Origin of the sequence: Flavobacterium solisilvae, assembly GCF_012911605.1 — a bacterium.
GTDB classification, from domain to species: Bacteria; Bacteroidota; Bacteroidia; order Flavobacteriales; family Flavobacteriaceae; genus Flavobacterium; species Flavobacterium solisilvae.
The window spans coordinates 1-12,465 of record NZ_JAAMPT010000204.1; the positions used below are offsets into that span (position 1 = coordinate 1).

Annotated in this window: 8 protein-coding genes and 1 CRISPR repeat array (1 of these 9 only partly in view); of the genes, 6 read left to right on the forward strand and 2 right to left on the reverse strand. The window is 31.9% G+C overall.

What is annotated here, in order from left to right:
• The first annotated feature begins 261 nt into the window (after nt 1-261).
• Together G6042_RS06045 and G6042_RS06050 are read left to right on the forward strand one after the other, a co-directional pair.
• Nucleotides 262-834 (forward strand): anthranilate synthase component II, encoded by a 573-nt coding sequence (locus tag G6042_RS06045; RefSeq protein WP_169523410.1) that lies wholly within the window; start codon nt 262-264, stop codon nt 832-834.
• A gap of 304 nt (nt 835-1,138) precedes the next feature.
• Nucleotides 1,139-1,486, forward strand: a complete 348-nt coding sequence (locus G6042_RS06050) for a hypothetical protein (protein ID WP_169523411.1) — start codon at nt 1,139-1,141, stop codon at nt 1,484-1,486.
• A gap of 1 nt (nt 1,487) precedes the next feature.
• On the opposite strand, the gene yaaA is transcribed toward G6042_RS06050, so the two are convergent.
• Nucleotides 1,488-2,246, reverse strand: coding sequence for a peroxide stress protein YaaA (yaaA, locus tag G6042_RS06055; RefSeq protein ID WP_169523412.1), 759 nt, complete (start codon nt 2,244-2,246; stop codon nt 1,488-1,490).
• A gap of 156 nt (nt 2,247-2,402) precedes the next feature.
• Between yaaA and G6042_RS06060 the strand changes: the two genes are divergently transcribed.
• The gene (locus G6042_RS06060; RefSeq protein ID WP_169523413.1) at nt 2,403-2,846 is read left to right on the forward strand and encodes an META domain-containing protein; all 444 of its coding nucleotides are present in this window, start codon (nt 2,403-2,405) and stop codon (nt 2,844-2,846) included.
• Nucleotides 2,847-2,854: 8 nt separating this feature from the next.
• On the opposite strand, the gene G6042_RS06065 is transcribed toward G6042_RS06060, so the two are convergent.
• On the reverse strand, nt 2,855-4,099 hold the full coding sequence (locus G6042_RS06065) for a tetratricopeptide repeat protein (RefSeq protein ID WP_169523414.1): 1,245 nt from the start codon (nt 4,097-4,099) through the stop codon (nt 2,855-2,857).
• A gap of 524 nt (nt 4,100-4,623) precedes the next feature.
• Between G6042_RS06065 and cas9 the strand changes: the two genes are divergently transcribed.
• The 3 genes from cas9 to cas2 all read left to right on the forward strand — a co-directional run bounded on the left by cas9 (nt 4,624) and on the right by cas2 (nt 11,068).
• Nucleotides 4,624-9,684, forward strand: a complete 5,061-nt coding sequence (gene cas9 / locus G6042_RS06070) for a type II CRISPR RNA-guided endonuclease Cas9 (protein WP_169523415.1) — start codon at nt 4,624-4,626, stop codon at nt 9,682-9,684.
• Between the two features lie 9 nt (nt 9,685-9,693).
• Nucleotides 9,694-10,587, forward strand: a complete 894-nt coding sequence (gene cas1, locus G6042_RS06075) for a type II CRISPR-associated endonuclease Cas1 (protein WP_169523416.1) — start codon at nt 9,694-9,696, stop codon at nt 10,585-10,587.
• 133 nt (nt 10,588-10,720) lie between these two features.
• On the forward strand, nt 10,721-11,068 hold the full coding sequence (gene cas2, locus G6042_RS06080) for a CRISPR-associated endonuclease Cas2 (RefSeq protein WP_169523417.1): 348 nt from the start codon (nt 10,721-10,723) through the stop codon (nt 11,066-11,068).
• Between the two features lie 119 nt (nt 11,069-11,187).
• Nucleotides 11,188-12,465: direct repeats of the CRISPR family, unit length 46 nt; unit sequence GTTGGGAATTATAAGTAAAGATACAATTTTGAAAGCAATTCACAAC (it continues 1,574 nt past the right edge of the window).

Genomic DNA, 12,465 nt, shown 5'->3' on the forward strand with positions numbered 1-12,465 from the left:
TTGCGAGCTATTCCTTGTATATGTTGCATCACTAAAAATAATGAATTTATCTTTTTCTTACAAATATTTTACTATATTTGGTACTAGGATTGTGGAGGTTTTTTCACAGTCTGACGTTATCAACGATGAGTTTGATTTAACTGTAAACTTACAGTTCTAATACTAAGAAAAGAAGAATTGCTATGAAAAATAAACCTCGAAGAAATTCGAGGTTTTTTTATGCTAAAAAAATAACTAATCTTTGCAGTAAATAAAATGAAAATGCAAAAGGTTCTAATCATCGACAACTACGACAGTTTTACATTCAATCTCGTTCATTATCTTGAAGATTTGAATGCAGCAGTTACGGTTTTTAGAAACGATGAGTTTGAGTTGCAAGAAATTGAAGCTTTTGATAAAATCATCCTTTCGCCTGGACCAGGAATTCCCGATGAAGCTGGATTGCTAAAAGAAGTAATTAAAACCTTTGCACCAACCAAAAGTATTCTTGGCGTTTGTCTAGGTCATCAAGCCATTGCAGAAGTCTTTAATTCCGAATTAATAAATTTAAAATCAACACTTCACGGAATTTCATCTAAAGTAACTATTTTAGATAAAACCGAAACATTATTTACCGGTTTACCCAATGAAATTGAAGTTGGTCATTACCATTCTTGGGTGGTTAATCCTGAAACTATTTCAGAGGAAATAGTAGTAACTTCTGCTGATAGCGATAACAGAATTATGTCGCTTCGCCATGTTGAATTTGACGTAAAAGGAATTCAGTTTCATCCCGAAAGTATTTTGACACCATTTGGTAAAACCATACTCAAAAACTGGCTTAATAAAGACTAGTTCATATCCATTTAGCCACACTATAGGTTAACAAAGTTATGTTATAATTTGGAAATAAAAATTTAATCTATTACTTTAATAAATAGTGTTTAATTTACTGATAATTAAATTTTTAAATAATCTATATAGATTTTATCTATATCCCATTATTTAACCCAAACATCATCTTTTCTTTACTTTACTCCCAATTTTAGAGCTTAGTTTCGCTACTGCATAACAACTTATTAACAATATATACATCAATACATTTTATTTAACTATATTTGATTGATTTATAGCAAATTACCAATTAAACTCGCACATTATGGGGATTTTCAACAATCATGAAAGAAAAGTTATTGAAGCGCTTTGCAAGAAAAGCGAAGACATTAGTAACGATATCAGTAAAGAGATACACGAATTTCTCGATGATTTAAAAGAAGAGTACGAACAAAACAAAGTTGTTATTTCGGAGTTCAACTCGTTTGTTAACGAATTATCCCAAAAGCTTTCGCCCGAAGATATCGAAAAACTAAACCACTTCTCTACCCGATTGTACAAAGTAAAACGTTGCGCCAAAAAAGGCGTTGAAGCCATGCGAGAATTAGCTCGTGATCAAAGAAAAGCAACTCAAGAAACTATTAGAGAATACCAAGAATACTTACACACTTAATTTATCGAGTGAAAACCAGTTTGTTTCCGCTACTTAAACTTTCATCAAAAGCATAACCTTCATAGTTAAATGCTTTTAAATCATCTATGGTTTCAGCATTGGTATCAATAATGTAACGAACCATTAAACCTCTAGCTTTCTTGGCAAAAAAACTAATCATTTTGAGTTTTCCATCTTTGTAGTCTTTGAATTCGGGTGTAATAACTGGAACTTTCAAAGCTTTAGCATCAACAGCGCTAAAATATTCTGTACTTGCTAAATTGATAAACAATTCATCTTTTTGCAATTCTGAATTCAACTGTTTGGTAATTGTCTTTTTCCAAAACTCATATAAGTTTTTGTTTCTACCAATTGGTAAAGAAGTCCCCATTTCTAAGCGATATGGCTGCATTAAATCAAGTGGTTGCAATAATCCATACAATCCTGATAAAATCAAAAGTTTGTTCTGTAAAACGTCTAATTTGTCTTCGGACAAAGTGTAAACATCCAAACCTTGATATACATCACCATCAAAAACATAAACTGCCGGACGTGCATTTTCTGTAGTAAAAGGTGTTTGCCAATCTTGATTGCGTTGCCAATTGAGTTCAGCCAATTTATCTGAAATATCCATTAACGCCATCAATTGTTTTGGCTTTTTCTTCTTCAATGTTTTTTGAATGGTCGTGGCTTCTTTTAGAAACTTAGGTTCAGAAAAACGATTTGTTGGAAGTTCTTTCTCAAAATTTAGCGATTTGGCTGGCGATATAACGATTTTCATTGTCAAAATTTAAGTTGTCCAAAAATACATATTTCCTATCAAAAATAGTTTAACAAAGGTAAGGTTTGTATTTATAGCTTTATTGAAATAATTGATATTAAACCTGTATTCAATCTTTAAAACTCGTAAATTAGTGCTTTAAAAAACCTTATCATTATGAAAAAAACAATTGTAGCAATGTTATTATTTGGGTTGTTTTTATTCTCAAGTTGTTGTACTCAAAAAAAGGCTGACGATAAAAAGGCATCAACTTCATTCTTTGATACTACATGGGAATTAGAATATTTATCAGGAACTCGTATTGCTTTTGAAGGATTGTATCCAGAGGTTAAACCAACACTAATTTTGAACGAAAAGGAAATGACTTATGGCGGAAACTCTAGTTGTAATGCTTACACAGGAAGTTTTACGTTTAACAATAATATCTTCCAATTTGGTGAAACCACTCGAACGATGCGATACTGCGATGGCGGTGGCGAAGAAGCTTTTTTTGGTATGCTAAAAAAAGTAAGCAAACCTGTTATTGATAGCGATGGAAAACTTCTTTTACTAATGGATGATGTTCCGATGATGCGATTTAAAAAGGTAGCAAAGAAATAATGTTTTAGTTATTGCTTCAAGAAAAACAACTCAGGATTAGTCACTTTACTTTCGTCTAAAACACCATTTTTATCATAAGCTTTCCAAGGCGAATTGGCAAAAAAGTAGAGCTTGTCTTTTACTAAAGTTAATAATGCTGGTTCGTCAAACTCTGGTCGGTTGTTGTCTACTATTTTAAAATCGGTGATTTCGGTATGAGAAGAATTGAGTTTCAATTGTGTAATTCTGATAGGTGAAACGCCATTTTGAACGGCAAACAAACTGTTTTTGGCATAGACCAAACCGTCAATTCCTTTTGGTGTTGCGTCTTTGGGGAAATTCAACCAACTTACTTCTTTATTGGCTGTTTTGATAGCGGCAATACCTTTAAGATAATCGGCAATAAACAGCATGTCTTCTTCCCTATTCATTGTAATGCCTTGCAGATTGAAAGCGGTATTTTCTAATGACAACCAAACGGCTAGTTCATCATTTTTGATGGTGTAAATAATGGGTTTATCACTATCGGAAATAAAAACTTTGTTGTTTTTGGTTACATAAATATCGCCAAAAACGTGATTTCCTTCCAGAGAATATCGCTTGATGATTTTCTTTGTTTTTATGTTGACCTTTAAAATTTCGGCTTTGCCTTTTAGTGTTTCGCTGTAGTTTTCCATTTCGGGAACTGCACATGTAGCCACCCAAAGGAATTCTTCTTTGGCATCGGGTTTTAGGGCAAAAACAGCTAAGATGTTTTCGGTTGTCAACCAATCGGTACAATTTCCTGTTTTTTCGTCAAATGAAACTATTTTTCTTTTTCGTATGCTGGAAGCCAACCATGTTTTGGCTTTTGACAAATACAAAACACTTTCGGGATGCAATGCTTTTTCGGACAACGTAATTACTTTTTGGGAAGTCGCTACAACGTCTAACTGTTTTTGTTTGAATGCTGATAAGGATTTGAATGCTTCGGTTTCTTTTATGCTTTGAAAATCGGTATCGTCTTCAAAAGCCGTTTTTGCATTCATTAGAATTGCTTTTTTTAGCTGCAAAACTGCATTATCAGTTTGCTGATTTAAAGCATAAGCTATTGCTAGATTATAGGTAAACGTTGGATGCATTGGGCGAATGCTATCCAATTGTTTGGTTAGTTGTAGAAACTCCGAATAGTTTTTTGCTTCATAGGCTTTGATGCTGTTGTTGTATAAATCTCGTTGGGATTGCGCATTTGACAAAAACGAAAACATCACTAAAAGGAATACTATATTTTTCATACTTCGGGATTTTAGTATCAGACGGAAAAAGCTTTTTTTTATTACATATTTCTCTTAAAAAATATTTTATCGCTTAGCATTTTGCTTGCTAAATTATGATTTTACCGCAATAAAAATAGGTTTGTGGCAATACTGTGGCAATCATACCGCAAGTATATGGCACTTTAACCGCACTCTAGAGCTTTTGAAAATGAGAAAAAACGGTATTCAAATAAAAGGCAATTTTTATTGTTCGTTAAAAAATAATTAAGCATAAAAAAAGCGACAGTATTAGTGCCGCTTTAAATGTTTTAGCTCATGCTTTTTTATTGTTTTTTTTGGAATTCGTGAAACATTTAAAGGGAAAATAAAAAAAGCGACAGTATTAGTGCCGCTTTAAATGTTTTCACAACGGAATAATCCTTATTGTGAATTGCTTCAAAATTGTACTGCAATTATACGGAATTATTTTTATGGTTGTATTACGGTTTTCCGTAAAATGCTTAATTTATTTTTTATTATTTTTATAAATTAAATTTTAAGCGATGAAGAAAATATTAGGACTTGATCTCGGAACCAACTCAATAGGTTGGGCATTAATAGAAATCGATCATGAAAATAGAATAGTGAGAATATTAGGATTAGGTTCTCGTATTTTAACAATGGATGCTGCTGAAATAGCGAAGTTTGAAAGTGGTGCTAAGACCGAAAGTGGAGCAGCTAAAAGAACTACTCTTCGTTCTCCAAGAAAACTTAATGAAAGATATTTGTTGAGGAGAGATAGACTTCATTGTGTTTTAAATTTATTAAATGCTCTTCCTGAACATTACAAATTATCGATTGAATTTGAAAATGCAAAAGGAAAACGTAGTGGGAAATTTAATAAAGGTACTGAACAGAAATTAGCTTATTACAAAGATGACAATGGAAAGTTTCAATTTCTATTTAAAGATGCTTATCATCAAATGGAAAATGATTTTAGGAAAAAATATCCTGAAATGTTCTATCAAAAAAAAAATGGAAATCAAACCAAAATTCCTTACGATTGGACTTTGTATTATTTAAGACACAAAGCAGTTACTGACAAAGATTTTGAACTTACAAAAGAACAATTGGCTTGGATTACTTTAAGTTTTAATCAAAAAAGAGGTTATGAAAAAGTAATCGGACAGGATGAAAAAGTGCAAAAAGAAGGAGAGTTGACCGATTCGTTTGTTGGTAAAGTACAAAGCATTAATAAAATTGAAAATGAAGATGCTTATGAAATTATTTTGGTAGATAACAATAATGATGCAATTGAGCTTTTTAGATACAAGGAAGAAACAAAAATTCCAATTACAGAAATTGGAGATTTAAAAGAAGTTGAAATTGTATCAAAGTATGATGATGAAGGTACAATTGATTCTAAAAAAACAGAATATATAATTAATGAAGTTCGTGAGTTCTTAATTACAGATGTTAGAAATACGGGAAGAAAAATAAAAGAAAACTTTGTTTTTGAAATTGAATTGGAAACAGGTTGGATTAAAGAGCAACAAAGCAAGTTTACACCAAAATGGAAAGATACAAAGCGAGATTTCATCATTAAAACAAAATATGATGAAAGTGGCAATAGAATATTGAAAGGTGCGGATAAAGGTAGAAATATCAATATTCCAAAGGAAGAAGATTGGACTTTAATGAAACTAAAAACAGAAACTTCATTAACTTCTTTCAACACAAAAAACAAAACCAAAGGCATTGCTTCTTTTGTCTATTATAATCTTTTACAAAACCCAAAACAAAAAATTAAAGCTGATTTAATTACTGTTATTGAAAGAGATTACTATAGGGAAGAGTTGGATATTATTTATAAAAATCAGGAACAATTTCATCCTGAATTAAAGAACCGAAGTCTCTACGAACAAGCTATTCAGCTTTTGTACCCAAACAATAATAGTCATCAGAATACAATTAAGGAATTAGATTTTAATCACTTGATTAAGGAAGACATTTTATTGTATCAAAGAGATTTGAAGTCTAAAAAATCTTTGATTGCAGATTGTGTTTACGAGAAAGAGAACTATGAACGTACAGATGAAAAAACTGGAAAGAAATATAAAAATCCATTAAAAGCAATACATAAAGCCAATCCGTTGTATCAAGAGTTTAGGCTTTGGCAGTTTATCAAAAGACTTAAAATTATCAAGAAAGAAGATGGTTCAGGAGAGTTAAATATTGATGTAACTTCTCAATTACTAACAAACAATATTAAAGAAGAGTTATACAATTTTTTGAATGACAAAGAAAATGTTACAGAAAAAAACATACTAGATTTTCTAAACATAAAACACAAAGAATTAGAAATTAATTCTGGAAACTACAAATGGAATTTTGCCTCTGAAAAAGAACCTTGCAACCCAACGAGATATAACTTTATACTAAGGACAAAACGAATTAAAGGTTTCGATTACAGAGCATTCTTAACACCCGAAAATGAATACAGTCTTTGGCATTTCTTTTATTCTGTAAAGAAAAAAGATGAATTTACTAAAGGCTTAAGTAACATTTTTAGTCGTTTATTAGATAAGTCAGGCTTGTCAAAAGAATTTCACGCCGATTTAGTAAGAAACTTTAGTTCTTTCGGAGGATACACCAATGATTATGGCACTTATTCCGAAAAAGCAATCAAAAAGATGTTGCCGTTTTTAAGACTTGGAAAATATTGGAATGAAAAAGATGTTGAAGCCATTTTATCAAAAGCAAATCAAGAAGTAAAGCAAAAGGTTTTAGATAAAGAAGAAATTAATGGAGAGTTGAAAGATTTTCAAGGTCTTTGGGTTTCGAGTGCTTGTTATTTGGTGTATGGTCGCTATTCCGAAGTTGGAGAAGTGCAGTTTTGGCAGTCGCCTTACGACATTGAGAATTATTTAAAAAATGAATTCAGACAACATTCTTTAAACAATCCAACTGTAGAAAAGATTTTAGTAGAAACACTACACGTTGTTAAAGATATTTGGAAATATTATGGTGAAGAAATCGGAACTGATGAAGAAGGACGAGTTATTTACAACAAATTATTTGACAGAATTCATATAGAATTAGGTCGGGAAATGAAGAAGAACAACAAACAAAAAGAAAAAGACGATAAGAATAACAAAGAAAACAGGAAAGCCAATGAGCGAATTGTTGAACTGCTACGAGAGTTGAAAAAATCAAACAGTTCACTACAAGAAAAATCGCCTTTCCAACAAGAAAAATTAAGGATATTAGAAGAAGGGCTTTTATCTTCCATCGAGTACGATAAAGATACTACGGAATATAAATTATCTAATGGTAAAATCACAAAAAAAGAAATCAAAGATATCACGTCAAAAGAACTTTCTAAAATTAGTAGAAGTGATTTCGAACGATACAAACTTTGGCTCGACCAGAGATATCAATCGCCTTACACTGGAAAGTTTATCAAATTATCTGATCTGTTTGACCGAAAAAAATATGAGATCGAACACGTATTTCCACAAGAACGCATCACGCTAAATGCTCTTTACAACAAAGTCATTTGTGAAACGGAAATCAATGGAGCGAAAAAAGCGTTTACCGGTTATGCTTTTATTGCAAACGCAAAATCCAAAAGTGTTTTTTGTTCTGCTCACGATGCCCAAGTAGAAATACTGAGTATTGACAGTTATGAAGAATTAGTAAAAAGCAATTTTACAGGTAGAAAAAGAGATATTCTATTAAGCAAAGAAATACCGGAAGAATTTACTAATAGCCAATTAAACAACAGCCAATACATCTCTAAAATGGCTATGAAGCTGTTGAGCAATATTGTTAGAGAAGAGAACGATGATGATAATTATCGCTCAAAAAATGTTTTGGCAACAAACGGCACAATTACATCGACATTAAAAAGACATTGGCAATTAAATGATGCTTGGAATGAAATTATTTCTCCAAGATTTAAACGACTGAATGAATTAACCAACTCAAATTTGTTTGGAGATTACAGAGAAATAAATGGACACCAAGTTTTCATCAACACTGTTCCAGAAGAAGCCAACAAAAATTTTGATCCGAAAAGAATAGACCATCGTCATCACGCTTTAGATGCATTGATAATTGCACTAACAACAGAAAATCACGTTCAATATCTAAATAACATTTCATCACAAGAAGAAAATGATGAAGAAAAGTTAAAGACAAGAAAAGGAATAAAATTTCAACTAACAAACTCACGCAAAGGTTTTAATGATGAAAAAGAATGGTACTTTTTACCACCTGCACAAATAAAAAATAAAGACGGAATTGATGTGTTTGAATATCAATTTGGCGAGACGAAAAGTAAAGTATTTAAGGACATAGCTCAAAAAGCACTCGAAAATACCATTGCAAGTTTTAAACAAAAAAATCGTGTTATTCGTCAAAGATGGAATAAGTATTTAAAACCAATAGACGGTAAGATAAAAATCGAAACACAAGAAGGATTGAAAGAAGTTGTCAATTATAATGTGAGAAAGCGACTTCACGAAGATACTTTTTATGGAAAAGTGAAATTGCAAAATAGGATTATTACAATTAGTCTTGAAAAGGCACTAATTGAAAAATTTGATTTAGTTGATGCTGCCATAACTAAAGAAATAGAAAATTTAATACAAAATGAAGGTACATCAACACAAAAAATCATTGAAGCATTAAAAATAAAATATCCTAAAGTAAATGTTTACGAAAAATATGTAGCAACTCGTTTTGGAAATGAATTAGAATCTTTTGCATCAATACCTTCGGATAAAATAATCAAAGCAATTCAATCTATTACAGATACAGGGATACAAAGGATTTTGGAAAACCATTTGGATAAATACAAGGAAGTTATTGACGGAAAGACAAAATTTGATACTGAAAATGCATTCTCATCAGATGGTATTAAAGAACTAAACAAAAACATTACCGAGTTAAATAATGGTAAGTTTCATCATCCCATTTACAAAGTAAGAACAAGCGATGCAATGGGAACTAAGTTTTCTGTTTCAGAAGAAGGGCAAAAAAGCACAAAATATGTTGTTACAGCAGCAGGAAGCAATGCATTCTGTGGTTTTTACCAAAACGGAAAAGATAGAAAATATTACATTCCAACTTTAAGAGAAACTGTTGAAAGTTTAAAACAAGGTTTAGAACCTTGTTCTGCTACACATCCTGAAAACTCTGAATACAAATTAATTTTTGTACTCAACCCAAGTGATTTGGTATATGTACCAACAGAAGAAGAAATAGAAAATCCGAATTTGGTTGATTTTTCAAAAATGAAAAAAGAGCAAATGAATAGGATTTATAAATTTACGGATGGAAGTGGTAGTACGATGAATTTTGTACCTACAAATATTGCAAATCCAATTATTGATATCAAAGCAGAAGAACATAAAAAAATTAAAGACAATTTATTATTCTGGGAAGAATCAAATGAAACAAAAAAAGGAATTGTCAAAAAAACAAAACCGCTTTTTAATGAAGTTGGATTAGGATCGGAGAACAAAACCAAAAGCCAAAATACTTTTGATAGAGAACAAATTAAATCTATTTGTTGGAAATTGAAAGTGGATAGATTAGGTAACATCTTAAAAGCGTAAACCAAAAAAATGATAAAACGAACCCTTTTCTTCGGTAATCCTGCTTATTTGAGTACAAAAAATGAGCAATTGGTGGTGAGTTATCCTGATAAAGAACAGGAAACTAAAACAGTGCCTATTGAAGATATTGGGGTTATCGTTTTAGAAAATCAGCAAATCACAATTACTAATGGATTGCTTGAGAAATTAACCAACAATAATGTGGCATTAATTAATTGTGACCAATACCACATGCCCATTGGGTTATTGATGCCGTTGAGTGGACACACGGAACAGACGGAACGGTATAGACATCAGATTGAAGCTTCGCTCCCATTAAAGAAAAACTTGTGGCAACAAACGGTTAGTGCAAAAATAACCAACCAAGCAGGGTTATTGAAAGAAAAAGGCATACCAATGCGAAAAATGGAACTTTGGGCAAAAGAAGTAACCTCAGGCGATACATTAAACCACGAAGCCCGAGCAGCAGTTTACTATTGGGAAAAACTATTCAACTTAGAAGGTTTTACACGTGGAAAAAAGGGTTTGCCTCCTAATAATTTGTTGAATTATGGTTATGCAATCCTTAGAGGAATTACTGCCCGAGCTATTGTTAGCAGTGGTATGTTGCCCACACTTGGCATTTTCCATCGCAATAAATACAATGCCTATTGCCTGGCAGATGATATTATGGAACCGTATCGACCGTATGTTGATTTGATTGTATGTCATATAATAGAAACGGAAGATACTATTGAGGAATTAACGGTTAACATCAAGAAGGAATTATTGAGTATTGCATCTATTGATGTTAAAATTGATGGAAAAAGTAGTCCGCTACTAGTAGCAATGAGTAGAACTACAAATTCGCTTTTTGAATGTTTTGAAGGCCGTTCGAGGAAGATTTTGTATCCTGTTTTTTGAGAGCGGAATTTTTACTTCTCGATACATCCCGATTGAAAAAAATCGGGATACTCGAAGTGACGTTGGGAATGATAAAAGAGATTCCTACGGAATGACAAGATTGAGGGATTGAATTTAATATGTTTATAAAATTATGTATGATGAGAATTATACTCGATTAAATCAATATAGGAGTTTGTGGATATTAGTATTTTTTGATTTACCAACCGAAACCCGAAAGGATCGTAAAATAGCAACCGCTTTTAGAAAGCGACTATTAGACGATGGCTTCAGCATGTTCCAATTTTCAATATACATGCGCTTCTGCGCCAGCCGAGAAAATGCCGAAGTACATACAAAACGAATCAAAAACAGCCTACCAGAACATGGGAAAATAGGAGTAATGCAAATCACCGACAAACAATTTGGAATGATGGAACTTTTTTATGGAAAAAAACCAGTAGAAACAGACAAACCTTCGCAACAGCTCGAATTGTTTTAAAACAACAGTAGGATTAAAAAAACCTTCTCACAAAGAAAACCTATCAATAACCAGAAACAAAATCCTATTTCTAACTCCACTCACAACTCCCAACATTTCAATTAGTTAACCACTGATACGTTGGGAATTATAAGTAAAGATACAATTTTGAAAGCAATTCACAACTAGCAACAAGGACAAGCGAAATTATTTGATGTTGGGAATTATAAGTAAAGATACAATTTTGAAAGCAATTCACAACTTAACATAAGCGATTGTCATAATTTGGCGTGTTGGGAATTATAAGTAAAGATACAATTTTGAAAGCAATTCACAACTTTAAAACCAACATATATATTTTCAAACAAGTTGGGAATTATAAGTAAAGATACAATTTTGAAAGCAATTCACAACTAATCGAATGCGCTCGGCTTCGATTTCATCGTTGGGAATTATAAGTAAAGATACAATTTTGAAAGCAATTCACAACAATTCTTACCTATACCAACACCCGACTCGCGTTGGGAATTATAAGTAAAGATACAATTTTGAAAGCAATTCACAACGCATCGTGTGAATCGCCCACTCCTGACAAGTTGGGAATTATAAGTAAAGATACAATTTTGAAAGCAATTCACAACTTGCTACTTCATACCTTTCAATAAGTCCTTGTTGGGAATTATAAGTAAAGATACAATTTTGAAAGCAATTCACAACTAATTAAACACCACCAATGGTATCCGCTTTGTTGGGAATTATAAGTAAAGATACAATTTTGAAAGCAATTCACAACACAACTTACCTAGTTTATTTGATGAAATTAGTTGGGAATTATAAGTAAAGATACAATTTTGAAAGCAATTCACAACTCCTTGAATGGTGTTAAACACTAGCGGTTTGTTGGGAATTATAAGTAAAGATACAATTTTGAAAGCAATTCACAACTAGTTGTACTTTGATAGTATTCGCCATCACGTTGGGAATTATAAGTAAAGATACAATTTTGAAAGCAATTCACAACCAGCGTCAAGATCTACTCTGTTACCTAAAGTTGGGAATTATAAGTAAAGATACAATTTTGAAAGCAATTCACAACTGGCGCATGGGAAGGTTTTATTTTGAGTATGTTGGGAATTATAAGTAAAGATACAATTTTGAAAGCAATTCACAACTTATTGAGCAAAGTGTTGAAACCGAAAAAAGTTGGGAATTATAAGTAAAGATACAATTTTGAAAGCAATTCACAACAACAGCAATGCTGATATCGCATGATCGCGAGTTGGGAATTATAAGTAAAGATACAATTTTGAAAGCAATTCACAACATACGATAAGTTAGAACGTTCCGGAAAACGTTGGGAATTATAAGTAAAGATACAATTTTGAAAGCAATTCACAACGCTACAGATAGTCACAGCT